The 26,453-nt window shown below is 72.0% G+C and carries 21 protein-coding genes; 6 read left to right on the top strand and 15 right to left on the bottom strand.

Annotation, left to right across the window (positions count from 1 at the left end; genetic code table 11):
- The first annotated feature begins 108 nt into the window (after nucleotides 1-108).
- Complete coding sequence (locus ABT340_RS30340; protein WP_352014273.1) at nucleotides 109-957, top strand: SDR family oxidoreductase; 849 nt, start codon at nucleotides 109-111, stop codon at nucleotides 955-957.
- Between the two features lie 155 nt (nucleotides 958-1,112).
- Here the strand turns inward: ABT340_RS30340 and ABT340_RS30345 are convergent, their stop codons facing one another.
- Nucleotides 1,113-1,634 (bottom strand): hypothetical protein, encoded by a 522-nt coding sequence (locus tag ABT340_RS30345; protein WP_352014274.1) that lies wholly within the window; start codon nucleotides 1,632-1,634, stop codon nucleotides 1,113-1,115.
- 357 nt (nucleotides 1,635-1,991) lie between these two features.
- Here ABT340_RS30345 and ABT340_RS30350 point away from each other — a divergent pair, with 357 nt between their 5' ends.
- Nucleotides 1,992-3,065 carry a hypothetical protein gene (locus ABT340_RS30350; RefSeq protein ID WP_352014275.1) on the top strand — a complete coding sequence of 358 codons (1,074 nt, stop codon included), beginning with the start codon at nucleotides 1,992-1,994 and terminating at the stop codon, nucleotides 3,063-3,065.
- A 292-nt stretch (nucleotides 3,066-3,357) separates the two neighbouring features.
- The gene (locus ABT340_RS30355; RefSeq protein WP_352014276.1) at nucleotides 3,358-4,482 is read left to right on the top strand and encodes a methyltransferase; all 1,125 of its coding nucleotides are present in this window, start codon (nucleotides 3,358-3,360) and stop codon (nucleotides 4,480-4,482) included.
- On the opposite strand, the gene ABT340_RS30360 is transcribed toward ABT340_RS30355, so the two are convergent.
- Together ABT340_RS30360 and ABT340_RS30365 are read right to left on the bottom strand one after the other, a co-directional pair.
- Nucleotides 4,466-5,374 (bottom strand): hypothetical protein, encoded by a 909-nt coding sequence (locus ABT340_RS30360; RefSeq protein WP_352014277.1) that lies wholly within the window; start codon nucleotides 5,372-5,374, stop codon nucleotides 4,466-4,468. The two genes, ABT340_RS30355 and ABT340_RS30360, sit on opposite strands and share 17 nt — an antisense overlap.
- A gap of 57 nt (nucleotides 5,375-5,431) precedes the next feature.
- Nucleotides 5,432-5,953, bottom strand: a complete 522-nt coding sequence (locus ABT340_RS30365; protein ID WP_352014278.1) for a hemerythrin domain-containing protein — start codon at nucleotides 5,951-5,953, stop codon at nucleotides 5,432-5,434.
- Between the two features lie 304 nt (nucleotides 5,954-6,257).
- Here ABT340_RS30365 and ABT340_RS30370 point away from each other — a divergent pair, with 304 nt between their 5' ends.
- A complete protein-coding gene (locus ABT340_RS30370; RefSeq protein ID WP_352014279.1) occupies nucleotides 6,258-6,524 on the top strand; it encodes a hypothetical protein in 267 nt (88 codons plus the stop codon).
- Nucleotides 6,525-6,570: 46 nt separating this feature from the next.
- Here ABT340_RS30370 and ABT340_RS30375 read toward each other — a convergent pair whose 3' ends face one another.
- The 7 genes from ABT340_RS30375 to ABT340_RS30405 form a co-directional block, all read right to left on the bottom strand.
- Nucleotides 6,571-8,229: a GTPase gene (locus ABT340_RS30375; RefSeq protein ID WP_352014280.1), complete on the bottom strand. Its 1,659-nt coding sequence runs from the start codon at nucleotides 8,227-8,229 to the stop codon at nucleotides 6,571-6,573.
- Nucleotides 8,223-10,016, bottom strand: a complete 1,794-nt coding sequence (locus ABT340_RS30380) for a GTPase family protein (protein ID WP_352014281.1) — start codon at nucleotides 10,014-10,016, stop codon at nucleotides 8,223-8,225. The genes ABT340_RS30375 and ABT340_RS30380 overlap by 7 nt, the downstream gene beginning before the upstream one ends.
- Before the next feature lie 262 nt (nucleotides 10,017-10,278).
- Entirely contained in the window at nucleotides 10,279-10,995 is a 717-nt protein-coding gene (locus ABT340_RS30385; protein WP_352014282.1) for a response regulator transcription factor, read from the bottom strand.
- Nucleotides 10,996-11,048: 53 nt separating this feature from the next.
- A complete protein-coding gene (locus tag ABT340_RS30390) occupies nucleotides 11,049-11,651 on the bottom strand; it encodes a hypothetical protein (protein WP_352014283.1) in 603 nt (200 codons plus the stop codon).
- Nucleotides 11,652-11,689: 38 nt separating this feature from the next.
- Nucleotides 11,690-12,949, bottom strand: coding sequence for an ABC transporter permease (locus tag ABT340_RS30395; RefSeq protein ID WP_352014284.1), 1,260 nt, complete (start codon nucleotides 12,947-12,949; stop codon nucleotides 11,690-11,692).
- Nucleotides 12,946-13,698 carry an ABC transporter ATP-binding protein gene (locus tag ABT340_RS30400; protein ID WP_352014285.1) on the bottom strand — a complete coding sequence of 251 codons (753 nt, stop codon included), beginning with the start codon at nucleotides 13,696-13,698 and terminating at the stop codon, nucleotides 12,946-12,948. The genes ABT340_RS30395 and ABT340_RS30400 overlap by 4 nt, the downstream gene beginning before the upstream one ends.
- On the bottom strand, nucleotides 13,695-14,840 hold the full coding sequence (locus ABT340_RS30405) for an efflux RND transporter periplasmic adaptor subunit (RefSeq protein WP_352014286.1): 1,146 nt from the start codon (nucleotides 14,838-14,840) through the stop codon (nucleotides 13,695-13,697). The genes ABT340_RS30400 and ABT340_RS30405 overlap by 4 nt, the downstream gene beginning before the upstream one ends.
- A 178-nt stretch (nucleotides 14,841-15,018) precedes the next feature.
- Here ABT340_RS30405 and ABT340_RS30410 point away from each other — a divergent pair, with 178 nt between their 5' ends.
- A complete protein-coding gene (locus ABT340_RS30410; RefSeq protein WP_352014287.1) occupies nucleotides 15,019-16,887 on the top strand; it encodes an efflux RND transporter periplasmic adaptor subunit in 1,869 nt (622 codons plus the stop codon).
- A 111-nt stretch (nucleotides 16,888-16,998) separates the two neighbouring features.
- Here ABT340_RS30410 and ABT340_RS30415 read toward each other — a convergent pair whose 3' ends face one another.
- Genes ABT340_RS30415 through lhgD form a run of 3 tightly spaced genes read right to left on the bottom strand, consistent with a single transcriptional unit; the run spans nucleotide 16,999 to nucleotide 20,328 of the window.
- A complete protein-coding gene (locus tag ABT340_RS30415) occupies nucleotides 16,999-18,387 on the bottom strand; it encodes a sensor histidine kinase (protein ID WP_352014288.1) in 1,389 nt (462 codons plus the stop codon).
- An 8-nt stretch (nucleotides 18,388-18,395) separates the two neighbouring features.
- Entirely contained in the window at nucleotides 18,396-19,103 is a 708-nt protein-coding gene (locus ABT340_RS30420) for a response regulator transcription factor (protein WP_352014289.1), read from the bottom strand.
- A 34-nt stretch (nucleotides 19,104-19,137) separates the two neighbouring features.
- The gene (lhgD, locus tag ABT340_RS30425) at nucleotides 19,138-20,328 is read right to left on the bottom strand and encodes an L-2-hydroxyglutarate dehydrogenase (protein ID WP_352014290.1); all 1,191 of its coding nucleotides are present in this window, start codon (nucleotides 20,326-20,328) and stop codon (nucleotides 19,138-19,140) included.
- A gap of 298 nt (nucleotides 20,329-20,626) precedes the next feature.
- Between lhgD and ABT340_RS30430 the strand changes: the two genes are divergently transcribed.
- Entirely contained in the window at nucleotides 20,627-21,883 is a 1,257-nt protein-coding gene (locus ABT340_RS30430; RefSeq protein WP_352014291.1) for a hypothetical protein, read from the top strand.
- A 16-nt stretch (nucleotides 21,884-21,899) separates the two neighbouring features.
- Here the strand turns inward: ABT340_RS30430 and ABT340_RS30435 are convergent, their stop codons facing one another.
- Complete coding sequence (locus ABT340_RS30435) at nucleotides 21,900-25,265, bottom strand: SCO7613 C-terminal domain-containing membrane protein (RefSeq protein WP_352014292.1); 3,366 nt, start codon at nucleotides 25,263-25,265, stop codon at nucleotides 21,900-21,902.
- A gap of 67 nt (nucleotides 25,266-25,332) precedes the next feature.
- Nucleotides 25,333-26,379 carry a hypothetical protein gene (locus tag ABT340_RS30440; RefSeq protein ID WP_352014293.1) on the bottom strand — a complete coding sequence of 349 codons (1,047 nt, stop codon included), beginning with the start codon at nucleotides 26,377-26,379 and terminating at the stop codon, nucleotides 25,333-25,335.
- Nucleotides 26,380-26,453 lie beyond the last annotated feature (74 nt).

Here is a 26,453-nt window from a genome sequence, read left to right on the forward strand (position 1 = left end):
AAAATGCAAGACGAGACGGACCGTCTTGACATACCCACACGATCCCCCTATGGTTGCCGACATCAAACGAGACGAACCGTCTCGGTTCACTTAAAGAGGAGTTCCCGTATGCGCACCTCCCCACGTACCTGGTTCATCACCGGCGCGAGCCGGGGCCTGGGCCGCGCCTTCGCCCTGGCCGCCCTGGAACGCGGCGACCGGGTCGCCGCCGTCTCCCGCACCGTCACCCCGCACGACTTCGGCGACCGGTACGGCGACCGCCTGCTGACGTTGTCCCTGGACGTGACCGACCGGGAGGCCGTGTTCGCCGCCGTGGCCGGCGCCGTCGAGCACTTCGGCCACCTCGACATCGTCGTCAACAACGCCGGAACCCTGTCCATGGGCATGGTCGAGGAGTTCACCGAGGCCGAGGCCCGCGCCCAGCTTGAGGTCAACCTCTTCGGGGCGATGTGGGTCTGCCAGGCCGTACTGCCCCATCTCCGGGAGCGGGGGGCCGGGCACATCCTGCAGGTCTCCAGCATCGCCGCCCTCGGCGGCTTCCCGAGCACCGGGATGTACAGCGCGAGCAAGTTCGCGCTCGAAGGCATGAGTGAGGCGCTGGCCATGGAGGTCGCGGGCTTCGGCGTCAAGGTCACCATCGTCGAACCCGGCGGTTACTGGACCGACCTGTACACCAACCCGGCCATGACCACCCCCGCGGAGCCGTACGGCCCGCTCCGCGCCGAGCTGGAGAAGCAGTGGGCGGAGGGTTCGATCGACAGCGAGCCGCAGTTGGCCGCGGAGGCGGTGCTGAAGCTGGTCGACAGCGCGGAACCGCCGCTGCGGTTGCTGCTCGGGAGTATGGTCTACGACCTGGCCTTCGACGTCTGCCGACGGCGGATGGAGACGTGGGAGAGCTGGGAGGAGGTCAGCCGGGCGGCCGAGCACGCCGTACCGGCGCCGGGACTCTCCGGGTGACCGGGGCCGGGAAACCGGAATCCGGCGGGCGGATAATCTCTCACTCAGCGTTGTGCTTTTCAGGGATTATCCGTCCGGACAGACCGCGGCGAGCGGACGGCGGCAGCAAGGAGAAACGCCGGCGCGGCCATTCCGGGCGGCCGGAAAGAGGGGCGTCAGAACGCCAGGTCCCAGGCGCTCCATCCGGGCGCGCATTCCATTTCCCGGTACGTCGACCTGCCCACGTCCGGGGGCGTCAGGGTGTAGGCGAAGCAGTACCGCAGATGGCCGCCATGGTCCACCTGCGTGTCGTAGTACTTGTGAATGCGGACCGAGACCTCGGTGCGACCGGCACGGACGTCGAACGCCGTGATCTCGGCGGCGTGTTCCTTCATGACGTCCTGGAAGGCGCTTTCCGGGGCCGTCGCCGGTAAGGCGGTGAAACCCCGGAAAAACTCGGCCGCCGCTTCCCGCACCTGGCGTTGGGCCATGTGGAGATTCTCCATCGCCTGATGCGTGTTGCCGGAGACGATCCAGCCGTACCCGGCCAGGAGGACCAGGGCGACCACGCCGATGACGGCCACGCCGACGTAGTCGTCGAGTGAGTGACGTTCCTCATCAGGTTTCACGGCGGCTCGACCCCCCGCCTCCAATATGACGGACGGGCCGCGGCGGCACCATCGCGCCGCCGTGACCATGCACGGTCCTCGCGTGACGGTATATGTCGCCAGGCTGGACAATCCCCCGGATATGGGGCGAATTATCGGAAAAGGCCCATCGCCTGCATCTGGAGCACCCGACCGAGGCCCCCGGAAAACCACGCCACGACCCTGGCAAGACAGGCCATCAGAGGAGGAAAAGCGCTCACTGTTCTGCGAGGCTTGCCGGTGTTACGCTGCGAGAGTCCCGGTCATCCATAATTAGCGGGTCCGTATTCGCCTCTTCGGTCCGCTTTCGCCAGCGTGGATTTCCCTGGGGTCCGGGGCCGACCCCATCCTTCCCGTCTGGACCATTCGGATTCCCGGCAACGGGTCACCCCCACTTTGGAGCGTTACATGCCGAGCGGCTGCATCTTCATGACCCCAGGGGTTCTGCGCGACCTCAAGACCGAGGCGACCTACGACATCCCGGCCGACCTCAGGAACCACCCCGTGGGGAGTCTGGTGACCTACACCCTCGCCGGCCCCAGGACCGTCGGCTCCATCACCCAGGGCCTGGTCGGCATGACCATCGCCGGGAACGCCGTCGACGACGAGGCCGGAAGGCTCATCCCGCTGAGCCCCGCGTTACGGGACGCCTACCCCGAGCGCACCCGCGTCCGGTTCTACGGCACCCCCGACGAGGTGAACAGGGTGGCCGCGCTCGGACTCGTCATCGGCACCCCGGCACGCCGGACCGACCTCGTGGACCTGACGGAGAGCGCCCCCGCCGACCTGTCCGACCTGGGCATCTCGATCGAGCAGGACGCCGAGGACAAGTCCGACTTCCCGGCCAGGCAGCTCTACTACTACGTCGGCCCCGAGCGGGCGTGGACCACGCGCATCCACACCTGCACCGCGCTGGCCATGTGGAGCCGTACGGCGGGCATCTCCTACCTGTCCCACGCCGATTCGAGCACGCCCCCGGAGCGGATCGCCGAGCGCGTCACGGAGTTCTTCACGGACGTGATCAAGGCCGGGGCCGTTCTCGGCACGCCCGGCGAGCTGAGCGTCGTCCTGTTCACCGCCGAGGACACGCTGACCGGCAGGGGCAGCTCGGTCCAGAGCGTCCTGGGCGCGCTCGACCACCTCGGCGCGGCGCACACCAGGGTCTTCTACGAGCACGCCAGGTGCCACATCGCCGGCCCCAGCGACACCGTCGTGGTCTCGGCGGGCGCCGCCCCCCGGGTGCTCCTCAGCTACGCCGACCACGTGGAGCACCTGCTGACCCGCTACACCATCAAGGGTGAGCGCAACGTCCGGGACATCCTCGTCGAGGTGCTGAAGACCGCCCAGGCGAACCACGAGTTCGAGCCCAAGGCCTATCTCGCGGCGAAGAAGGCGAGGTCACAGGGCGACGACCAGCTTCACCGGCTCCTCGTCGCCCTGGCCGGCCTCACCGAGGAGGACGCCGCCAAGCGCTGGGGGTGACCTGCTCGCGGGTGGAGGTGCGGGCCGGAACCGCCTGGCTCCGGCCCCATGCTCCCCGGCGGAGTGCCCACAGGCCGGTCTGTCATACCTTGTTGTTCCCGTCCCCACGAGGAGGTCGATCGTGTCCTTCCCACCGCCCGGCATGGTGCTCGGTGACGTCCCGTCGCGCGCTTCCTCGCGGGAGGCCGTCACCCGCTGAGCCGAGAACCCGCCGTCACCAGGCGGGAGACCGTCCACACCGCGACGAGGCGCTCTTCATGACCATCACTGGTTCGATCATGAGGAGCCCCGAGTGCTCACGATTCACTGGACCGAGGGCGGCGAGCCCCGGTCCGCTCTCTGGCGTTCCGAGAACGGCTCGCCACCGCCCGCCCGCGTGCTGGTCGCCGACGACCGGCTCACCGCCGACGCCGCGTACCGGCTGGCCCGCCAGGGCGTAGGACTGCTGTGGCGCGGCGACTTCCACAACGCCCGACAGCTCATGCGCGCCATGGCGCGACGCGTGGAACGGGCGCCGTCCGAGGCGGCTGTCTCCCCGATATCCCCGGCGCGGGCCTTCCACCTGCACCGTCAGGCCCGTTCCCGGCGTGCCGTCGTCCTGGGCAGGCTGCTGGTGCCGCTCGACCACGAGCACGCCGTACCCCTGCGGCGTGCCCCGGACGTACGGCGGGCCTGCACTCAGGTGTACGGCCCCGCGCGAGGACCCTCGGTGGTCTCGCTGCCCGAGTTGCTCGGCGTCGTCGGCGCCTGCGAGTGGCGCGGCAGGGGGGTCGAGGTGCCCGCGCTCGGCGGGCGGATCCACCCGCACTACGGCGTCTTCTCCCCGGTCAGAGGGGAGTACGCCGACCTGGTCGCCCGCGCGCCGCTCCCGTCGCGGTCGCTGGCGTTCGACGTCGGCACCGGGACCGGCGTGCTCGCCGCGATCCTCGCCCGCCGGGGTGTCGAACGGCTGGTGGCGACCGACCAGGACCCGCGTGCCGTGGCGTGCGCCCGCGACAACGTCGAACGGCTGGGACTGACCGGCCGGATCGACGTCGTGCGCGCCGACCTCTTCCCCCCGGGGCGCGCTCCGCTCGTCGTCTGCAACCCGCCGTGGCTGCCCGCCGAGCCGTGCTCCCCGCTCGACCACGCGGTCTACGATCCGGGCGGTCGTGTGCTCCGGGGTTTCCTGAACGGGCTCGCCGAGCGTCTCGAACCGGAGGGTGAGGGCTGGCTGATCCTGTCCGACCTGGCCGAACACCTGGCCCTGCGGACCCGTGCCGAGCTACTGGCCGCCTTCGGGTCGGCGGGGCTGCGGGTGACGGACAGGCTGGAGGCACGGCCCCGGCACCCGGGGGCGACCGATCCGAAGGACCCGCTGCACGCGGCCCGCGCCGCCGAGGTCACCTCACTGTGGCGGCTCAGGCCGGTTCGCTGAGGGCCAGGGTTCCGTTGCGGCGCAGGAGTTCGACGGCGTGGACGGTGGCGTGTCCACGCCAGTCGAGCACACCGGCCGGGGAGATCCTGGCGTACTCGACGGTCCATCCGCCGTCGTCCCGCTGCTCCCCGGCCAGGCGCTCCAGGTCGGCGGCGATCACCTCCGGCGTGAAGAGGGCACGTGCGGGACGGCCCGGCAGGGGCGCGAAGTCCAGCGGGCGCAGCACCTCGTTCTCGGTGCCGCCCTCGACGGCCACCACGCCGTCCGCGGGGACGTGCTCCCCCAGCCGCCGCAGGAGCCCGGCCGCCTCGGGGTGGGTGTCGTGCACGGCGTCGAGGAACAGTACGGCGAAGAGCAGCACGTAGGCGGAGGGCCGTTCCTCGATCGCCCCGATCACGTCCAGGCAGTGGCGGGTGGCACGGGCCAGCCACGGGTGCCCGGCCACCCCCCGGTCGTGTACGGCGACGCGGTGCGCGGCGGCCGCCGTCACGGCGGTGATCTGCAACGACGAGCCCGGGGTCGCGGCCCCGGCCGCCCACCAGGGGGCGGTTCCCTCCCGGACGGTCAACGGCAGGGCGAAGGGCAGCCCGCCGTCGGGCAGCGTGACCGTCCCAAGCCAGTCGCACAGCTCGACGGCCCGCCCGGTGGTGACCGGGGCGACGTCCCCGAACACCTCGAAGGCGTGCAACGCGGCGCCCGGCTGGCTCTCCGGCGAGCGCAGGTCGGCCTCAAGGCCCCAGCCGTAACCGCCGTCGGCGTTGCGGTAGCCGTCGAGCGCGGCCAGCACGGCACCGGGGTCGGCCCGGCCCGTCAACAGTTCGAAACGCCGGCGGTCGAGGACACGCGCGTGGGTGGCCATGAAGGACGTCGCCGCGGCGAGATCAATGCTCATGGCCCCCATCGTCGCCGGGCCGTACGGCAGGCGTCTTGCAGGAAACGGTCTTCCTGACTAGTCGTTCCCGAGGGATTCGAGCCAGGCGGGCGGCCTGAAGTCGGGGTCGCCGGGGGAGCCGAGCGCGTCGAGGGCCGCGACGATCTTCCTCTCCTCGTAGGTGAAGTGCGACTCAAGGATGGCGGTCAGGCCGTCGAGGGTGTCGCGCACCCGCCGTGCCTCCTCGGGGCCGGGAGGCCGGTCGCCGAGTCCCTCGACCAGGTTCTCCAGGTCGCGCAGGATGCCGGCGACGAGCTGGTGGTCGTGTTCGAGCTGCTCGATGACGGGGCGCAGTTCGGGGAATCTCCCGGCGAGGGCGGGGAAGGCTCCGGCGTCCTCGCCGGTGTGGTGCAGGGTCAGCGCGGAGCAGAAGGCCAGGCAGTGCGCCCGCAGTCGCCGTGGCCGCTCCATGCGGCCTTCGAGGTAGGTGTCGACGTCGTCGCCGAGCCTGGTCAGCTCCTCGCGGAGCCAGTCGTGCACCTCGATCAGCTGGTTGCCGAACGCCGCGAGGCGATCGCCCGGGTTGGTGGGGGTTTCCATGGTCGTCCCATGTTTCGGCGCCTCCATGCCCTCGGCGATCTCCTTGCCGGGTGCACTGCGACGCTGAGGCGGGATTCCATCACCTCCGGCCGCCGCCGTCAACCCGTCCTGCGTGCCCAACCCCCGTGAACGGCAATCTTTCCGAGGACCGGGTTCGGGGCTTCCGCGCTGCCGGATATGGGCCGGAAAAGGCCTTCCAAATAAATCCATAAATCCGACTTAACGGACAAATCGCTTCGTATTCTGGGCTTGTCGATCGTGTCCTCCGGCGAACGTTCCGGGGGCCTGGTCAGAGGAGGATTCCATGGACCGCAGGCATCGTCCCAGCCCGGCGCTTCTCGCCGCTCTCGCCCTCTCCGGCGTCGCGTTCCTCCCCGCCAGCACCGCATCGGCGCGGGTGACGGCCCCCGGTGACAAGCCACCGGCCTACCAGCAGGCCTACGAGAAGGGGTACGCCGACTCGGCCCGCATGTGCGACAAGGCCGCGAGCTTCTCCTACGAGGAATCGGACAGCTGGGACAGGAAAGGCTGGGTGGACGGTTACAACGCCGGTCATGCCGCCCAGTGCTGACGCGGGGGAACCTTCCGCGACGGACGCCTCCCTGGAATTTCCCGCTTCAGCGTTTCTCGTTCCTGTTCTCGGAACGGGCGCAGGCGACGGCCTCGGTGAAGTCCCGGTAGCGGGTGACCTCGTCGCCGATCGGATCCAGCACGAGGTCCCTGGCCACCTGGTCCACGTTCGCCCGCAGCGCCCGTTCCGCCCTGCGCGCCCTGCGACGGCCGCCCGCCCAGGCCGCCAGCCGTGAGAGTCCGGCGATCAGCAGCCCCAGCAGGGCGCCGCCGACCAGCAGCGCCGTCGGCCAGGGCACCTCCCCCACCGTCGGCAGGTCCGGCCGGGGCAGCCTGAGGTAGTCCAGGCCCGCCAGGCCGAGCAACCACAGGCCACCCGCCAGCGTGACCGCGAACACCAGCCACTGCGCCGCCCCGACCACCCGCCACCACACGGGCCGCCGGGCCGAGCCGAGCGACGTGGCGGCGATCGCCCGGTCGAGGCCGTCCTCAAGCTCGTCCCCGTGTGCCCTGGCCGCCCGCCGCACGGCCGTCGCCCACGGCTCGGACAGCCCCTCGGCGGCGGTGTCGGCGGTCCTGCGGATCGCGGTGTCCATCCTGGAGCGCTGCACGGTGGACGCGACGGGCATCGACGTACGGCCGACCAGCCCTCCGGCCTGGGCGGTCCCGGTCCGGGCGGTTTCCGCCTGGACGGCGAGACGCAGGCGGCGCAGCGGGTCGGGACGGAGGCGGCGCAGCCACCGGGTCGGCGGCCAGCCGGTCGCGACGATCGAACGGTGCCGGTGCGAGGTGGCCACCGCCCTGACGACGACCGGTACCCCGGCCGCCTCGGACAACGCGGCGGTCAACGGTCCGGCCAGGCCTTCGACGTTCTCCCGGGGGCCGGAGCCGGTTCCCGAGGCGGTGTCGAGGCGGGCGGCGGCCGTACCGACGTCGGCGGCGAGGCGGGCGGCCCACGAGCGCCGGTCGGTGACCCGGGCGGCCAGCAGGGCGCCGAGTTCGCGCATGCCCTCCCCGGTGCGCGCGGAGACCCCGAGCAGCGGCACCCCGCCGAGGCCGTCCTCACCGAGCAGCCGCCGCAGGTCGTCGAGACAGCGCCGGGCGGCGTCCCGGCTGAGCCGGTCGACCTGGTTGAGCACGACGACCGTCACGTCCCGGTGCCCGGAGAGCGGGCGCAGGTAGCGGTCGTGGACGGCCGCGTCGGCGTACTTCTGCGGGTCGAGCACCCACACCAGCAGGTCGACCATCTCGACCAGCCGATCGACCTCGACGCGGTGCGACGGCTCGATCGAGTCGTGGTCGGGCAGGTCGAGCAGGATCAGCCCGGCCGCCTCGCTTTCGACGTGCGGCACCTCGTGGCGGCGGGGCACCCGGAGCCAGTCGAGCAGCGGCGCCGCCCCCTCGCCCTCCCAGAGCGCGGCCTGCGCGGTCGAGGTGGTCGGCCTGGTCACCCCGACCGTGGCCAGGTCGGTACCGGACAGCGCGTTGAACAGCGACGACTTGCCGCTTCCCGTGGCCCCGGCCAGCGCGACCACGGTGTGCCCGACCGACAGGCCACGCCGTACGCCCGCGCGGGTGACCACGGAACGCGCCCCGGCGACCGCGTCCTCGTCCAGTCGCCCGTCGGCCAGGTCCGCCGCCCTGGCCAGCGCGTCGAGCCGGTCGTCGAGGGAGGCGGACTCCTTACGGCGCAGCAGCTTCACCACCCCTCCACCTCCCCAGGTCCGCCCCCGGGAACCTCACGCGGCGGCCCGTCTCCGGGTCCGTCCCCGGTCGCCGGAAGCTCCCCTCGGCGGTCCTGTACGGCCCGCGCCACCTCCCGTAGCGCGGGACCGGCCTCCCCCGGTGGTTCGACGGCGTCCAGGAGGCCGGTGAACCGGTCGGCCTCCTCGTTGAGCAGGATGGCCACCCTGGCACGCAGGTCGGTGCGGGCCTTGACGGTGAGGGTGCGCACGGCCTGGTCCCCGAAGACCGCCTCAAGGAGCTTCTGGCTGAGCACGCTGGTGCCTCCGGCGATGCCGACCTCGATCCCGGTCAGGCCGCCCGTCGAGGCGAACACCGCGAGCATCAGCAGCAGCCCGGCGCCGTTGACGCCGTAGGAGGTGAACCTCGCCACGCTCCGCCGGTCGGCGCCCTCCTCACGGACCAGGTCGAGCACGTACCCCTGCCAGCCCCTGACCGCCGCCTCGGCCCTGGCGGGCAGGTCGGCCGAGGCCCTGCCGAGGCGTCCCGCCGTCACGACCCCCGCCTCCTCAAGCAGGGCACGGCCCGTGGGACGCGCGGTCCAGGCGTCGAGCGCGCGTTCCGCGGCGCCGTCGGCCGAGGCCCTGATCAGTGCCTCGACCCCGCTCTCCAACGCGATCCGCAGGTCGTTCTCCGGAGCGGGACGGCCGGTGACCAGTGCGACCAGGCGGTCCCTGAACCGGCCGACCCTGCTCTCCAGGGAGCGCATCAGGTCTCCGGTGCCGATGAAGTCCTGCCAGCGGGCCAGCACCTCGCCGCGCAGCAGCGACCCGTCGAGCATGCCCTCGTCGAAGGCGGTCAGGCCGAAGGTGTAGGCGTCGGCCGTCAGCGAGCGCAGTTCCCTGGCGGCGGCGTGCTGGTGGTCGACGGCGTCGGCCAGGGCGGGCACCCGTACGGCGAGGCTCTCCAGCGCCCCGGACAGGGTCTGGCGCACCACCTCGGCGCGGGCCCGCGAGTCGGCGGCGATACCGGTCAGCCAGTCGGCGACCTCCCGTACGGCGGGGCGCGGCAGGCGGCCGTTCTCCTCGGGCAGGGTCAGCTCGGGCACCTCGAACAGCCGGGTCCCGCCGAGGCCGTTCTCTTCGAGGAGCCTGGCCAGGTCCTTCCTGACGACGCCCATGGCCTCGGGGGGCACCCGTGACAGCACGACCGCGAGCGCGGTGCTGCGTTCCCTGGCCGCGCGCAGGAAGCCCCACGGCACCTCGTCCGCGTAGCGGGCGGCGGTGGTCGTGAACAGCCACAGGTCGGCCGCGGCGAGCAACTGGGCGGCGAGTTCGCGGTTGGCGGCCACGACCGAGTCGATGTCCGGCGCGTCGAGCAGGGCCAGGCCCGCGGGCAGGGAGGGCGCGGTGACCACGCGCAGTGTGCCCGGCTGCCCTCGGGCTCCGGTCACCCGTGGCAGGCCCGGCAGGACGTGCTGGGCGGTGAACCACGCCTCGTCGGCGGGGCTGGTCACCAGGGTGGGCGCGAGTGTGGTCGGCCGCAGCACGCCGGGTTCGGTGACGTCGGCGCCGACGACGGAGTTGACCAGGGTGGACTTGCCCGCCCCGGTCGAGCCGCCGACGACGGCCAGCAGCGGGGCGTCGAGCGCGGTGAGCCGGGGGATCAGGTAGTCGTCGAGCTGACCGGCCAGTTCCTTCTGGGCGGCGCGCCCGGCCCGCGCGTCTCCGGCCGCCAGGGGGAACAGGTCGCGGTCGAGATGGCGCCGCAGCTCGCGCAGCGCCGCGAGCAACCCGTCGCTCCGGCTCATAGGAGCGGTTTTCCCCGGTAAATGCCCCCTAGACATGGTTTTGCCCCACCGCTCGACCGGATCACGGGGGCGAACCCGGTAGAGCGGTGGGGCCTTAACCCCGAAGTCCGCGTGAGGGCTACGTCCGAGCTCGTCTCCCCCGCAGCTGGAGGCGAGCCCGACCCTTCCGCGCGACCGCGGGGTGATCGGGGGTCACTCGCTGTTCATTGGAACACCCGAAGCTCAGCGTCACTTGAGCCGAAGCTGAATGTCCGCTGAATATTCAACCACTCTGAGGCGGCCGAAGGACATACCCAACCCCCCGCAAGGTGTGTATGAGCCTCGGTTCGGCCATATCCACCTTTCGACGGAGATAGGAGACATAGGACTCGACAACCCCGGCGTCTCCCCCGAAGTCGTAGTTCCAGACGTGGTCGAGGATCTGCGCCTTGGACAGCACCCTGCCCGTGTTGACCATGAAGTAGTGCAGCAGCTTGAACTCCGTCGGCGAGAGCCGTACGGCCTTGCCCGCGCGCCAGACCTGGTGCGCCTCCTCGTCCAGCTCCAGGTCGGCGACCTTCAACCGGACAGGAAGGTCCAGATCCCCCCTCGTACGGCGCAGCACGGCCCGGATGCGGGCCAGGACCTCCTCAAGACTGAACGGCTTGGTCACGTAGTCGTCGGCGACCCGCAGGCCGGTGACCTTGTCGTCGGTCGCGTCCCTGGCGGTCAGGAAGAGGACGGGGATCTGCCCGCCCATCGCCCGCAGCCGCCCGGCGACCGTGAACCCGTCCATGTCCGGCAGCATCACGTCCAGCACGACCAGGTCGGGGCGGATCCGCTCGGCGAAGTGCACGGCCTCCCTGCCGTCCGCCGCCGTCACCACCTCGAAGCCGGATCTGCGCAGGCTGACGGAGAGCAGCTCGCGGATGTTCGGCTCGTCGTCGACGATCAGCAACCTGGCTTCGACCTTGTCCAGCACATCACGAGGCTTGCTCACCCCCCTGGAACGCAGCTCAGGTCCGGCTGAACGTTTCCTGAGAGAGGAGATCGTCATCGTCGGACCCCGCCCTCGTTGATCGCGGTCGCGGTCACGGAGCCGTCCGCGCCCTTGGCGCCCTGCACGACGACCGTGCCGCCCGTGGTCAGGTCGCCTACCTTGCCCTGCTTGGAGATCCGCACGTTCGTCTGGTCGGTGGTGTTCACGGTGACGACGGTCCCGTCCTGCTGCTGAAGGTAGACCTTGCCGCCCTCGACCTTCTGCACGGTGCCGACGGTCACACCCCCCTGCCCGCCCCGCTGTCCGTTGCCGAACCCGCCCTGGCCGTTCCCCTGGCCACTGCTTTGGCCGCTGCCTTGGCCACTGCCTTGGCCGCCGAACCCACCGCGTCCGCCGTAACCGCCGGGAACCCCGTAACCACCGGGGCCCTGCCGCATCGCGGCGGTCCGGTCGCCGGTCGGCCCGCCGAACGCCTTCTGCGCCTGGATGCCCACGATCACCCCGACGACGAGCGCGAGGGCCGCGCCGAGCACCAGCGTGAGTCTGGAGATCCCACGCTTACGCCCGGCCGCGAGCTCACCGTCCAGGTCGCCCTTGAACGGGGAGGTCTCAAGCAACTCCCGCGCCGGGGTCCTGTCGTCCGCGCCGTCGCCCATCTCTTCTCCTCGCGTAGGTCGTACAGGTCGTCTGTGGCTCACTCGTGGCGCAGTGCCTCGATGGGCCTGAGCTTGGCCGCCCGGTTCGCCGGATAACCGCCGAAGAACAGCCCGATGCCCACGGAGACACCCAGGGCCAGCACGATCGACGACGGCACGAGCACCGGTTCGATGCCGGCGATCGTGAAGCGGGTGCCGACGAAGGCGATCGCGACACCCGTCAGCCCGCCGAGCAGGCTCAGCACCGTCGCCTCAAGCAGGAACTGGCCGAGGATGGCGCTCCTGGGCGCGCCGATCGCCTTCCTGATGCCGATCTCCCTGGTCCGCTCGGTCACGGTGACCAGCATGATGTTCGTGATGCCGATGCCGCCGACGAGCAGCGAGATCGCGGCGACCGCGCCGAGCAGGCTGGTGAAGATCCCCACGGTCGAACTGACCGTCTCCTGCAGGGTCGCCTGGTTCAGGATGCGGTAGTCCGCGCCACCCGTCGGGGTGATGCCGTGGCGCTGGTTGAGCACCGCGGTCACCTCGTTCTGCGCCGAGGTGGTCGTGTCGGACCCGGTCGCCTGCACCACGATCGAGCTGAGCGCGCCGAAGCCCGTCAGGCTCTGCTGTACGGCCGGCAGCGGCACGATGGCCACGTCGTCGGCGTCCTGGAAGCCGAAGCCGGAGGAACCCGACGTCTTCAGCACCCCGATCACCGTGAACGGCACCCCGGAGACGCTGACCTGCTCGCCGACCGGGCTGGTCGTGCCGAACAGCTCGTCGGCGACCGTCTTGCCGATCACCATGACCTTCCGCGCCGCGAGCACGTCGTCGTTGACGAAGTAGGAACCGGTCTCGACGGGCTTGTTCATCGCCTCGAAGTAGCTGGGGTAGGTGCCGACGAGCTGGGAGATCGTGTGACTGGCCCCGTCCCGTACGGCGGTCGCCGAACCGGTGCTCACCACCGGGGAGACGCTCCTGGCCGAGGGCACCTGCTCGGGGTCGGCCAGCGCCTTGGCGTCGTCGAGGGTGAGCTGCCTGGCCTGGGTACGGGGGCCGTTGCCCTGCCGGGAGGACCCGACCCCGACGGGGCCGCCGATCCCGCCCCCGGCGAAGGAGGCGGAGACGGTCAGGGTGTTGGCCCCGAGCCGCTGGATGCTCTTCTGGATGCTCTGCGAGGCGCCCTCGCCGAAGGCGACCAGCAGGATCACCGCGGCGACCCCGATCAGGATGCCCAGGGTGGTCAGGAAGCTGCGCAGCTTGTTGGCGGCGAGGCCGCGCAGCGCGAAGCGCAGGATCTCCAGCCTGCTCACGAGGCGCCTCCCGGCGTGGACTGGAGCCTGACGGCCGAACGGGGCGGGGGGCCGCCGACCGGCGCCTGGCGGCGGTCGTCCACGATCAGCCCGTCCACCAGGCGGATGACCCGCTTGGCGTGCGCGGCGACGTCGTCCTCGTGGGTGATGAGCACGATCGTACGGCCGGACTCGCTCAGTCCGTCGAGGATCTCCAGCACATCCCCGGTCGCCTTGGTGTCGAGGTTGCCGGTCGGCTCGTCGGCGAGCAGCAGGGCCGGGGAGGTGACCAGCGCCCTGGCCACGGCGACGCGCTGCTGCTGGCCGCCGGACAGTTCGTTGGGCTCGTGCCGTACCCGGTCGGACAGGCCGACCTGCTCCAGGGCGGCCAGCGCGCGGGCCCGGCGCTCCTGGGCGGTGACCCCGCCGTAGGCCATGGGCAGTTCGACGTTGGCCAGCGCGCTCATCCTCGGGATGAGGTTGAACGACTGGAAGACGAACCCGATCTTGCGGTTGCGCAGGATGGCGAGCCTGCGTTCGTCCAGGCTCCCGACGTCCACGCCGTCGATGAGGTAACTGCCGGAGGAGGGGACGTCCAGGCAGCCCAGGATGTTCATGAGCGTGGACTTGCCCGAGCCCGAGGCGCCCATGACGGCCACGTAGTCACCCCGCTCGACGGTGAGCGAGACCCCGCGCAGGGCCCTGACCTCGGCGTCGCCCCTGCCGTACACCTTGGTGATGTCGGTGAGCGCCAGGACGGGGGCGGTCATCTGACGCCCCCGAGCCCGCCGCCACGGTTGCCGCCGCCTCCACCGCCGCCGAGGCCGGGGAAGCCGCCCTGCTGGTTGGTCCCGGTCGCGGCCGGGCGGACGACCTGGTCGCCCTCGGCGAGTCCGGAGGTGATCTCGGTGAGCGTGTCGCCCCTGACCCCGACCTCGACCTGTACGGGGGTCTGGGCGCCGTTGCGCAGGACGGTCACGGTGCTGCGTCCGCCCGTCGTGGTGACCACGGTCGAGGGGACGGCCAGCACGTTCTCCGCCTGTCCCACGGCGACCTTGACCGTGGCCGTCTGGCCGAGCCTGATCTCGGCGGGCACCTGGACGAAGGAGATCGTCACCGGATACTGGACGACGTTGTTGCTGGTCGCGGCGGTCGGCTGGATCTGGGTGACCTTGCCGGTCGCGGTGACGCCGGGCAGCGCGTCGAACGTGACGGCGGCGCTCTGACCGATCTTGAGCTTGGTGATGTCCGACTCGGTGAAGGTGCCGACGAGCTGGAGTTTTCGGGTGTCGGCCAGCTCGACGAACCCGGTCGAACTCGTTCCGGTCGAGCCGCTCGCCGTCCTCGACGAACCTCCCGAGGAGCCCGCCGAGGAACCCGAGAAGCCGGAGGAACCCGAGGAGCTCGCGGAGCCGCCGCTCGCGGGGCCGCCGACCGTGCCGTTGACGGCGGTGACCGTACCGGCGAACGGCGCCTTGATGACGGTCGCCGCCACCGTGCGTTCGGCCGCCCGGTAGGTGTTCCTGGCGTTGACGTACTGGGCGTAGAGGGCGGCGGTCGAGGTGTCGTCGTCCGCGGAGTCGAGTGCCGCCGCGGCGGCGTCCAGGCTCTCCCGCGCCGCGCTGTCGTCCAGCCTGGCCAGGATCTGCCCCTTCCTGACCTTGTCCCCCACCTCGACGTAGATCTTCTTGACGGTGCCGTTCGTCCCGAAGCCCAGCGAGCGGGCCTGGGCGCTCTCCACGGCGCCCGACGCGGAGACCGAGGCGGTCACCGTACTCCGGGTCACCGTGACGGCCCGTGCCGCACCGCCCGCGGCCGAGGTGGCGTCCGCGGAGGAGGAGGTGGATCCCCCGAGAGAGGAGAAGGCGATTCCCACGCCGCCCAGCAACAGGACCGCCAGGGTCCCGTTCACGAGCAGCGTCCTACGCCTGGTCGACAGCTTCACAGCGCTCGACCCTGGCGTATCAGTCTTGGGCTAAACCCAACTCTTGCTGAGTGTTTCCTGCAAGCCTTCCACCGATATGGACATACAGGAAATATTCAGGTTTTTGTGAGCAGGTAGTGAATCGGGCACGCCAAGATGGTCCGCCATGAGACCGACCAACCTCCCGAAACCCGCGCGCGTAGGAGGACTCGCCCTGGCCGCCCTCGTCCTCGTGGGCGCGGGCGTGTTCTACGCCCTCGACGACGGCGCCGAGCGGGCTCCCCGGGCCGAACTCGTCGCCACCCGGCGCGGAACCGTGACCGCCGCGGTCTCGGCGGCGGGCAACACCGTGGACGAACGGACCAGGGAACTGGCCTTCGGCGGTTCGGGAACGGTCAGGAAGGTCTACGTCAAGGCCGGGGACAAGGTGCGCAGGGGCGAGGTGCTCGCCGCCATCGGCTCGGCACCGGCCCGCGAACGGTACAGCGCGGCCAAGGCACAGCTCGCGGCGGCCCAGGAGGCCCTGGACGCCGCCGAGGATAGAGCCGCCTCCCCCACCCCGGCCCAGCCCCAAGGGCAGTCCCAGGGCCAGGGCCAGTCCCAAGGGCAGTCCCAGGGCCAAAGTCAGGGTCAGGGCCAGGCCGGTTCCGGCACGGCCGGTGGGGCGCAGTGTCCACCGGCCTCCCCAGCCCCGTCCCCGACCGGTACGGCCACGCCGAACCCCTCACCCGGGCGCAGCCGTACGGCCGAGCCCGGCCGGACACTGGTGCCGGGCGGCACCCCCTCCCCCACTGTGCCCTCCACCGTGACCCCCACCGTGACCCCCACCGAGGCCCCGGCCGTCACCCCGACCGCCCTGCCCAGTGGCGGAGCGGGCCGGGCCGGGGCGGGTGCGGTCGTGCCCGCCGGATACCTCGTCAAGACCGGGCCCACCGCCGTACCGACACCGACATCGACGCCGACCACCAGGGCGAGGCGGCACGGCGGGGGGTCGGGCCACCCCGCGCCCGTCCCCACGGTCACCGTCACCGTGACCGCGACGGTCACGGTCACCGCGATCCCCGAGGTCACCCCGACCCGCTCCGGCCCCTCGAACCCGGCCCCCACGGCCCCGGAGGCGACCCCCACCGCGAAGCCCACCCCGAGGCCCACCACCAAGCCCGGTGAGAAGCCCGGTGGAAAGCCCACCGCGAGGCCCACAGGAAAGCCCACCCCCGGCCCCACCACGTGCACCGGCACCGGCACAGGAAACGGCAACGGAAACGGCCAGGGCACCGGGCAGGGCGCCAAGCGCGGCACCGGTCAGAACGCCCAGGGCCAGGACGCCTCCCGCCTTCGGAACGGCGGCGCAAAAGGCACGGACGGCATCGGCGGCGGGCAGGGGGCACTCAGCGTCGACCAGGCACAGGCCCAGGTCAAGCGGGCGCAGGCCGAGCTGACCGACGCCCGCGAGGAGCTGAACGGGGTCCGGATCACCGCCCCCGCCGCAGGAACCGTGATGTCCGTCGCGGGCGCCGTCGGGGACGAGGCGGGCACCGGCGCCTTCGTCACCCTCGGCGACCTCGACGAACTCCAGATCGAGGCACTGTTCACCGAGTCGGACATCGGCAGCCTCAAGCTGGGGCAGCGCGCCACGATCACCCTGGCCACCCGGGACGGCAAGAAGTACGACGGCACGGTCACCCACATCGCGCCGACCGCGACGACCACCGGCCAGCTCGTGAGGTACGGCGTCACGATCGCCTTCGACGAGGCCCCCGCCGACCTCCTGGTGGGCCAGACCGCCACGGTCACCGTCACCGTCGCCCAGTCCCAGGCCGCCCTCTACCTGCCCGCGCAGGCCGTACGGACCAAGGACGGCGTCTCGCGGGTCACCGTGCAGGGCGGCGGCGAGCGTGTGGTGACGACGGGCGTGCGGAGCGACCAGTACGTCGAGATCACCTCGGGCCTCGCGGAGAACGACCGGGTGGTCCTGCCCACCGGAGCCACCGCCGGCGGCTTCCCCGACGGCACCTGGCCCGGCGGCCTCTCGTAACCTAACCCGGCCGGGCGGAGGGGCCATGCTGTCCCACCGTCCGGCCGCCGGCTCATCCCGTACCGCCCCCGTCCGGCCCGACGTGTCCGGCTTTCTGTCCCGCCGTGGTCGTCAGGCCGAGTCGGGGGCGAGGGGGAGGGTCACCCGGAAGGTCGAGCCCTTGCCGAGGTCGGAGTCCACGGCGACGGCGCCGCCGTGAGCGTCCACGATAGCGGCCACGATGGCCAGGCCGAGGCCGCTGCCGCCGTCCTCCGGGGCGCGACGGCCCCGGGAGGAGTCGACCCGGTAGAACCGTTCGAAGACCCGCTCGCACTGCTCCGCGCTGAGCCCGGGCCCCTCGTCGGTCACCTCGACGACCGCCATGGAACCCTGCGCCGACAGCGTCATGCGGACCGGGGTGCCGTCCGGGGTGTGGGTCAGGGCGTTGTTCATCAGGTTGCCGACGACCTGGCGCAGCCGTACCTCGTCGCCGGAGACGATGAGGGCGGCGCCGTCCACGGTGAGCGTGACCTCACGGGAGGGCGCGAGGATGCGGGCGTCGTGAGTGGCGTCGGCGGCGATGGCGAGCAGGTCGACGGGGCGCATGGCCATGGGCCGCTGCTGGTCGAGTCTGGCCAGCATCAACAGGTCGTCCACGAGCAGGCCCATCCTGACCGCCTCCGACTCGACCCGGCGCATCAGCGGCGCGGGATCGACCTCGGGGGCCTGCCGGTAGAACTCGGCGAACCCCCTGATCGACGTCAGCGGCGTGCGGAGCTCGTGGGAGGCGTCGGCGACGAACCTGCGCATGCGCTCCTCCGAGCGGCGGGCCGACAGCTCCGACTCCGACCTGGCCTCGAAGGCGGACTCGATCTGGGCGAGCATGCTGTTCAGTGACTGGCCGAGCCTGCCGACCTCGGTCGCCGGGTTGGCCGCGGGGACACGACGGCTCAGGTCACCGGCCGCGATGGCCTGGGCGGTGCGCTCGATCTCCTCAAGCGGGCGCATGCTCCGCCTGATGATCACCACGCCGACCCCGGCGAGCGTCAGCATGAGGCCGCCCCCGCCGAGCAGTTCGACCAGGGCGAGCTGGCCGACGATCTGCCTGACCTCGGACATGTCCACGGCCACCACGACGCTTCCGCCGTCGTCGAGGGGGAAGCGGTGGACCCGCCACTCGTCGATCTCGAACGGGTAGCTCCTCACGAAGGCCGGCAGGTGGGGGCCCCGTTTGTTCTCCACGTCGGTGCCCTGGAGCAGCAGGTCGATCTCACCGTGCGGGTCGCGGATCTCCACCCGGGTGTCGGACGGCACCGGCCTGCCGACCAGTGTGGAGGGGCCGTTGCGGTGCAGACGGCGTATCACGCTGTCCGCGTTCAGCTGCGCCTGGCTGTCCACCCGGTCGATGAGATAGCCCCGCATGATCGAGACACTGCCGAAGCCGATCAACGCCAGCGCGATGGTGAGCAGGACGAGGACGACGGCGATCAGTTTGACCCTGAGCGGAGCGGCTCCGATCATCGGCCTCATCAGTGTCCCGGGGGCAGCCGGAGCACGTACCCGACGCCGCGCAGGGTGTGGATCAACCGGGGATCGGCGTTGTCGATCTTCCTGCGGAGCACCGAGACGTAGGACTCGACGATCCCGACGTCCCCCCGGAAGTCGTAGTCCCACACGTGGTCCAGGATCTGCGCCTTCGACAGCACCCGTCCCGCGTTGACCATGAAGTAGCGCAGCAGTTTGAACTCCGTCGGCGACAGCGAGACCGGCTTGCCTCCGCGCCACACCTCGTGGCTCTCCTCGTCGAGCTCGATGTCGGCGAAGGTGAGCCGGGGCGGCCTGGCGAACAGGTCCCCCGCCCCCGTACGGCGCAGCACCGCCCTGATGCGTGCCACGACCTCCTCAAGGCTGAACGGCTTGGTCACGTAGTCGTCCCCGCCCGCCGTCAGCCCACGGATCTTGTCCTCGGTGGCGTCGCGAGCGGTCAGGAAGAGCACGGGCGTGTCGCTGCCGCCGCCGCGCAACCGCCGTACGACGTCGAAGCCGTCCATGTCGGGAAGCATGACGTCGAGCACGATGAGGTCGGGACGATAACGCTGAACCGCGGCGACGGCCTCGGTGCCGCTGCCCGCCGTGTTCACCCCGAATCCGGCGAACCGCAGGCTGGCGGCCAGCAGTTCGAGGATGTTGGGCTCGTCCTCGACGATCAGGAGGCGAGCCTCGGGAGAATCGGTCACGGGTTTATCTTCACTCGCCCACATGAAAAAGGAGTTAATTGGTCAATACTGAGGTTAACCCCACGATGTGCCTGGCGATCGCAAGACTGGAGGTCGCGGCCGGTGAGGGGGCGTTTCTCACCAGCGCCACCCGGCCGTGCACGTCGACGGCGAAGTCGTCCAGCATGCTCCCGTCCCCTGCCACGGCCTGGGCCCGTACGCCGCCGGTCGTCCTGACCAGGTCGGAACCGGTCAGTTCGGGGACGTAGCGGCGCGCCGCCGTCAGGAACGAGCTCTTGAGCATCGAGCCGGTCACCTCCCTGACCCCGGTGCGCCAGTGGCGGGCGGCCAGTTTCCTGGTGCCCTTCCAGGTCAGGATCCTGCGCAGGTCGGTGAGATCGATGTCACGCCAGGAGTAGCCCTCAAGCGCCAGCGCCATGACCGCGTTGGGGCCGACCAGCACCTCACCGTCGATCCTGCGGGTCAGGTGCACGCCCAGGAAGGGGTAGCGGGGGTCGGGAACCGGATAGATCAGGCCCCTGACCAGGTCCTTCGAGGCCCCGGCCAGTGCGTAGTACTCACCGCGGAAGGGCACGATCCGCACGTTCCCCGTCGCCTTCGCCATCCTGGCGACGTTGTCGGTGCCGAGCCCGGCGCAGACGACCAGGCGGTCGAAGGCGAGCCTGCGCCGTCCCGCGATCACCTCGACGCCCCGGGCGGTCTCCCGCAGCGCGCGCACCGGGTGGGACAGCAGCACCGAGCCGCCCGTCTCCTCCACGTCCTTGGCCAGACGGCGGGCGACCGCGGGGAAGTCGGCGATGGCGGTGCGCGGGGAGTGCACCGCGGCCACCCCGACGGCGTGCGGCTCGATCTCGCGCAGCCCGAGCGCGTCCAGTTCGGCGATTCCGGGGACCCCGTTCTCGCGGGCCCGTTCGGCGATGGCGTTCAGCCCGGCGCGTTCCGAGGGGGTCGAGGCGATCACGAGCTTGCCGACCTCGTCGTAGGCGATGGCGTGCTCGGCGCAGTACTCCCTGAGCAGGGCCATCCCGTCCCGGCAGAGTTCGGCCTTGAGCGAGCCCGGCTTGTAGTAGATGCCCGCGTGGACCACTCCGCTGTTGTGGCCGGTCTGGTGCGCCCCGACGCGGTCCTCCTTTTCGAGGACGGTCACCGTGGCCCCGTGCGTCAGCGCCAGCTCCCTGGCGACGGCCAGGCCAACGATCCCCGCACCGACGACCCCGACCTTCACGTCCCTACCTCCCTGATCGCCGCCGGAACGCCCATGTGCGAAAGCTAGCGCCATCCTTCTCCTGACGTGAAGGACTTACCGCGCCTTATTGGGCCTTGCTGGGGATCGTAACCATACGTTCGCGGCGCTCCAGTCGGGGCACCGCGACCCGCGCGTCCCTCAGTGGGAGGCCGCGATGATCGCTGTAGCATTTTCCCCGCTCAGCGCCTGATCCCCCCGGCCAGGTGTCCTTCGGATCGGGGGAGAACAGATGGAGAGACCGCGTTCCCGGGCGTGCCTGAGTGCCGCCCTCCTCTGCGTGACCACATGGACCTGTGCGACCGCCTGGGCCGCCGTCGACGTCCCCCCGGCCTCGGCGTCCCCGGCGCCCGTCCCGACTCCGGCCTCGGTCCCCGCCTCGGATTCGGCCTCAGGGTCGGTCTCGGGCTCGGCCATCTCGACTCCGGCCGCAGGCCCGGTTCCGGGACCGGGCTCAGCGGCTCCGGCCCCGGAACCGGGGTCCGCTCCCGCGTGCAAGCTGGTCAACGGTGGGTTCGAGGAGCCCGGCAGTCTGCACGGACAGGGCAACCTGCGCTCCGGTCTGCCCGGGTGGAGCACCTCGGCCGATGACGGTCTCATCGAGATCTGGGGCCCGGACGTGCCCTCCGTACGGCCCGACACGGGCAGGCAGTTCGCCGAGGTCAACGGTACGGCGACCGCCACCCTCTCCCAGGACGTCAGGACCGTGCCCGGCGCGACGCTGACCTGGCACCTCGCGCACCGGGGGCGTTCCGCGGGCGAGGACGTCCTCCAGCTCAGGATCGGCGGGGTCACCCAGGTCCCCATGGGCCAGAACACCTCGGACATAGCCGACGACAACGCGGGGTGGGGCCACTACACGGGCAGGTACTCGGTCCCGCCGGGCCAGACCGTCACCCGGTTCGAGTTCGTCTCCATCTCCACGGCCGGCGACCAGCCGGACCAGGGCAATCTTCTCGACTCGGTGGAGATCTCGTGCGAGCCCCCGTGCGTGCGAAACGTGCCGCCGACCTCGCCCTACCTGTTGCTGACCGGCCCGGCGAACAGCGAACTGACCGGCGGCCTCTCCTCCTCCGACCCGGAGGGCGGCGAGATCACCTACCTCCTGGACGGCGCCGCGAGCCCCCAGGTGTCGATCACCTCGGAGGGCCGGGTGACGCTCAGGCCGACGGCCCCGGCGATCTGGGAGGTGCCGGTCAAGGCCTGTGACCGGGACGGTTCGTGCACGAAGGGCCGGATCGTCGCGGTCATCTCCGCCCCGGCCACCCCCGCCGTCTCCGCTCCGGCCGTCTCCACCCCGACCGGCCCGGCCGTCTCCACTCCCGCCTCCACGACCTCGACCACCCCGGCCACCACTGGCACCGCCACGACTCCGGCCTCCACGGCCCCGGCCGCTTCGGCCCCCGGGACCACCGGCGATCCAGCCGAGCGCGCCGAGACCACCGAGACCACCGAGGCCACCGGAATCACCCAGGCCACCACCGCTGACACCGTCACGACCCCGGCCGCGCTCGCCGTACCCCCCGCCGGGGGGTGATCGACGGTCGGCCGGGTCAACGCATCCGGCCGACCATCGCCCGCAGCCTGCGCACGTCCCGTAGCCGTGCCTCGTAGGTCGCGCCGACCACCACGAGCAGCAGCCCGCCCAGCGCCATCGGCACCCAGCGCGGCACGGTCACCATGGCCCGCGCGATCCACGGCGAGAGTTCGTGCAGGACGACGACGGCCAGGGTGAGGCCGCCGAGCAGCGCGGGAGCCTGTAGCCGTGCCCGCGCCCCGACCAGCAGAACGACCAGGCAGACCGTGCCGAGCAGCAACGGCCTGACCCATCCCGTCCCGTTGAGCGTCGCGACCGCGCTGGGCAGCAGGCTTGAGCCGAGGGCCGGGCCGTACGAGAGCCAGGAGGAACGGGCCCTCCCACGCGCCCGCCACCAGCCGAACCCCAGCAGGACCAGCGAGAACGGCACCGTGTAGGCCTCGACCACCGTGATGTCCGAGGCCAGCAGCCGCAGCCAGGAGGCTGTGAGCAGCAGGGCCGTCCCCACGTATCCCGCCCGGCGCCGGTCGGGACGCAACGCCGTACCGGTCATCATCACCCCGGCGACGGCGCAGGCCAGCGAGGCCGTCGCGAGGCCGTCGGCGGCGAGCGCCAGACCGGCCAGGGCCAGGGCGTATCCGGCCGCCTCCGTCCCGGCCGCGAACGTCTCCTTTCTGAAGCGGCCCGCGACGGCCGCCGCGACGCAGGTCACGGCGAGCACGCCGAACGCCGCCGTCCGCGCGGGCCAGTCGAGCGCCAGGCCCACGGCCAGCGCCTGCGCCCCGGCGAGCAGCGTCGCCGTACAGGCGCCCCCTGCCCGCACCCACCGCTCCCGCCCGAGGAACGCGGTCGCCGCCGCGACCAGTGCCACGACCGGCAGCGTGACCAGCGTGGCGGTCTGGGCGACGAGCGACCAGGAGAGCGCCAGCGACGCCGTCCACAGTCCGGTCACCGCGCCGAACCTCCACCCGGTACGGCCACGCGCCGCCGCCCACGCCGCGGGCCCCAGCCCCACGACGAACAGCCCGACCTCCACCGGGTACGGCAGACCGACCGAGAGCGGCAGCGTCGCCAGGAGCACCGGCAGTGCGACCAGGGCCGCCTTGGACGCCGTCCCGCGCCCCGCCACCTGCCAGGAGACCGTGACCGCCGTGACCGTGAGCAGGGCCGCGACCACCACGAGGATCGGAAGGTGAGCCGGCAGGAACCGCTGCCCCGTCCACGGGAAGAACAACGGCCGGTAGAAGCCGACGATCCCGGCGAGGGGAGCGGCGATCGACGACACCGCGCACGCGCCGAGTGTCGCCCCCAGCCCCAGCCCGGCCCCCCACCTGGGGTCACGCCGGACCACCGGACTCCCGCCCTTGGGCTCCTCCTTGGCGCCGTCCTCCTCGGAGTCGGAAGGCGCCTCCTCGACGGCTTCCGAAGTGGCGGCCTCCGGAGTGACGGCGGCGCCGTACACCAGGCAGGCGGCCACCGCGAGCACGGAGCCGGCCGCCAGGGCGAGCGCGAGGCCCTCGGCCGCCGGCTGCAGGCCCGTCCCCACCGCGACCGCCCAGATCAGGCCGGTCGCCGAGAGCACCGCCATGACCAGCGCGACGGCCCGTACCCCCGGCTCCCGGCCCGCGACCGTCGCCACGGCCCACGCCACCAGCGCCACGGCCAGTGCGGCGTACGTCTCGGTCCGCCCGGCGAGCGCGGTGACGACACCGATCAGCGTCACCGGTACGGCTGTCGCCGCGAGGGCCCGCGCCCACCACGCCCCGCCCGTCAGGGTCATGCGGGCCACGAGCGCCACGGCCAGGGCCGACGGGACGACGAGGGCGGCCGGGCGGCCGAGCGCGAAGGCACCGGGAACGGCGAGCACCGCGACCGCACCCGTCACCACGGCGCACAGGCCCAGCGACCGCCGGGTGCTCTCCCCGCGAGGACCGGTGACCGGCCACCGCACGGCCGCGACCGCCAGGGCCGTGGCCAGCAGGGCGGGAACGACCGCGGCGGAGGCGAGCGGCCCGGCCCACCCGTCGTCGAGGACGGCGGGCCACGCCCACACCCGCTCCAGCAGCCCGAACGGCATGAGCACCTCGGCGGCGACCCAGGGCACGACGGGCAGCGCCGTGAGCCCTGCCACGGCCCCCGCCGAGACGGCACCGGCCCGCCGGATCCGCGCGTTCAGGCCCGGCAGGTACAGCGCGACCGCGACGGCCACGAGCGCCCCCAGGGTGTACGGCACGCCCCGCCACCCGGAGGGCAGCGACGGCCAGACCGGGGCGGCCAGACCCATGGTCAGCGCGAGCGCCGACCCGGCGGTGAGGAACCCGAGCGAGATCCGTCCGGCCCGTCCGGCGACGACGAGTCCGAGGGCGGCCAGGGCGACGAGCAGCACGCCCCTGACCAGGGCGACGGCCGGTCCCCCACCGGTGAACTCCAGCACCGAGTCCAGGAGCCCGTAGAGCACGCCCAGCGTCCACGTCACTCCGAAGCAGACCCTGGCCGTCGCCCACCCGTTCTTCGTCTTCCCCTCCGATGTCCTGAGCAGCAGCAGGAGGGCGGCGTCGAGTGCGGCGTCCGCCGCCAGGGAGGCGGTGAACCACGGCGCCGTCGTGTCGAACGCGAGCAACGGCAGCGGGATCTGGGCGAACACGACGGCCACGGGGAGCGGCAGCCGCAACGGCAGCAGCCGGGAGTATCCGGCCATGGACAACGCGACCAGTCCGACCAGCGCGGCGGCGTAGTGGCGCGCCTGCGGGCCGTCCGCGCCGAACAGCCCCGCCTGCCGGGCCGCATAGCCGTCCAGCAGGAGCAGCGCGACGCCGAACATCGCGATCGTCTCTGCGGTCGCGTCCAGTTTCCTGCTCGTGAGGAACCTCGGCGCGGCGAGGGTGAGGGCGGTGACCCCGGCCAGGATGGCGGCTCGTCCGCCGATGCCGATGTGCCCCCAGCTGACCACGGTGAACACCACGGCCGCGACGATCAGCAGCAGCCCGCCGAGGGTGAGCAGCAGGTTCTGCACCGCCTTGGGGGAGAAGTCCCTGCGGGGAGCGGCCTCCCCCGCGAGCCCCACGGGAGCCGCGAGCCCCACGGGAGCCGCGGGCCCCACGGGAGCGGCGGGCCCCACGGGAGCGGCGGGCCCCGCCGGGACCCCGGGTCCCACCGGAGCCGCGGGGCGGGCGCTCTCCGCGCGCAGCAGGGTGAGCAGGTGGTTCCTGCGGGCCAGCAGGGTCGTCTGCCTGGCCCGCAGCCCGGCCAACTCCACATCGAGCCGCCACAGTTCGGCCGCCGCGGGCCCTTTCAGCGTCAGCGCGCAGCGCGGGCAGCGCTCGAAGGCTCCCGTGACGGGCAGGCCGCACCCGGGGCAGCCGGGCCTTGTCTGGTCGTGCATGACACGAAGGATGCCCAGCCCAGGTTGCGAACCGCTTGCGGAGCCGTACTCAATCTCGTTTAGGTACTTATCGGACGCGGCGCGCGATGAAGGTGATCAGACCGGTCGCGCCGGCCGCCGCCGCCAGCCAGAGCGCCACGGCCGTGCTCGGCACCCCCGCCTCACGGTCGTCGGCCTCCCGCGCGTCGGCGACGAGCGTGGGCTTCACAGCCTGGGCGGCCTGACCGGTCGGGGTCGGCGCCGGGGAGGGTGCCGTCTCCCGCAGGACACGTTCGGGCAGCGGCACCCGGTAGACAGGGCTGTTCCTGCCCTCGCTGCCGGTCAGCACCGCCTTGCCGTCCGGCGTGTAGGTGATCGACTCGGCCTGTTCGAGCTGCGGCATCGACAACCGGGCGATCTGGTCCCCCGACGGGCGGTACACGGTCGCCGAGAAGTAGGTGCGGATCACGTAGCTCGACCCGTCGGGCGCGTAGGCGGCGTCGGTGGCCATGATGGGGGCGGAGCCGACCTTGCGCAGCACGTTGGTCCTGTCGGTGCGCAGCCGTTTCGGCGCCGCGTAGACCGCCCCGACGAACGCCTTGCTCACCACGTACAGGCGGCCGGTGGTCGGATTGACCATGATCCCTTCCGCGTTGTGGCCGCCGTCCTCGTACTTGAACCGGTAGCGCGTCGCGGGGATCACCGCGTCGCGCATCGTGGCCGGCTCGGGGACCCGGTACACCGAGACGTCGGGCCACGCCCCGTCGAAGTTGTCGCCGATGTCGGCGAACCAGAGCACCCCCCGCCCGGTCTTCGGGTCCTTGGAGACCGCCATCGCCTCCCAGTCACGGGCCGACCCGCCCTGGAGGGTGAACTTCGCCCTGGTGCGCCCGTCCGCGCCGACCGCGAAGAAGATCGGCCCGTCGGAGCTGTCGTTGTGGGTGTAGTAGATGTCCGGGTGCGTCGGCGAGACGGCCAGCCCGCTCGACTCGGTGATCCGGCTGTCCTTGAAGGTGAACAGCCGGTGCCCCTCCTCGTCCGTGTCCGCCGCCGCGAGTCCCGGCGCCAGCGTCGCCCCGGCCAGGACGGCGGCGGCCAGCACGCGAATCACGACATACCCCGGTCTACTCCCCATCCCGCCATCATGCCCTGTGGGGCACCGGATCGGGGGGAGACACGGATCAAGGTCTCGCCTGGAGCGCACTCCAG

It is taken from the genome of Streptosporangium sp. NPDC000239, assembly GCF_040300765.1.
GTDB lineage: Bacteria > Actinomycetota > Actinomycetes > Streptosporangiales > Streptosporangiaceae > Streptosporangium.

Excerpts from the sequence above, each read along its gene's own strand:
- ABT340_RS30410 (WP_352014287.1), top strand. The coding sequence starts at position 15,019 with ATGAGACCGACCAACCTCCCGAAACCCGCGCGCGTAGGAGGACTCGCC.
- ABT340_RS30415 (WP_352014288.1), bottom strand. The coding sequence starts at position 18,387 with ATGATCGGAGCCGCTCCGCTCAGGGTCAAACTGATCGCCGTCGTCCTC.
- ABT340_RS30390 (WP_352014283.1), bottom strand. The coding sequence starts at position 11,651 with ATGGGCGACGGCGCGGACGACAGGACCCCGGCGCGGGAGTTGCTTGAG.
- ABT340_RS30340 (WP_352014273.1), top strand. The coding sequence starts at position 109 with ATGCGCACCTCCCCACGTACCTGGTTCATCACCGGCGCGAGCCGGGGC.
- ABT340_RS30345 (WP_352014274.1), bottom strand. The coding sequence starts at position 1,634 with ATGGTCACGGCGGCGCGATGGTGCCGCCGCGGCCCGTCCGTCATATTG.
- ABT340_RS30380 (WP_352014281.1), bottom strand. The coding sequence starts at position 10,016 with ATGAGCCGGAGCGACGGGTTGCTCGCGGCGCTGCGCGAGCTGCGGCGC.
- ABT340_RS30365 (WP_352014278.1), bottom strand. The coding sequence starts at position 5,953 with ATGGAAACCCCCACCAACCCGGGCGATCGCCTCGCGGCGTTCGGCAAC.
- ABT340_RS30360 (WP_352014277.1), bottom strand. The coding sequence starts at position 5,374 with ATGAGCATTGATCTCGCCGCGGCGACGTCCTTCATGGCCACCCACGCG.
- ABT340_RS30440 (WP_352014293.1), bottom strand. The coding sequence starts at position 26,379 with ATGGGGAGTAGACCGGGGTATGTCGTGATTCGCGTGCTGGCCGCCGCC.
- ABT340_RS30435 (WP_352014292.1), bottom strand. The coding sequence starts at position 25,265 with ATGCACGACCAGACAAGGCCCGGCTGCCCCGGGTGCGGCCTGCCCGTC.
- ABT340_RS30350 (WP_352014275.1), top strand. The coding sequence starts at position 1,992 with ATGCCGAGCGGCTGCATCTTCATGACCCCAGGGGTTCTGCGCGACCTC.
- ABT340_RS30400 (WP_352014285.1), bottom strand. The coding sequence starts at position 13,698 with ATGACCGCCCCCGTCCTGGCGCTCACCGACATCACCAAGGTGTACGGC.
- ABT340_RS30370 (WP_352014279.1), top strand. The coding sequence starts at position 6,258 with ATGGACCGCAGGCATCGTCCCAGCCCGGCGCTTCTCGCCGCTCTCGCC.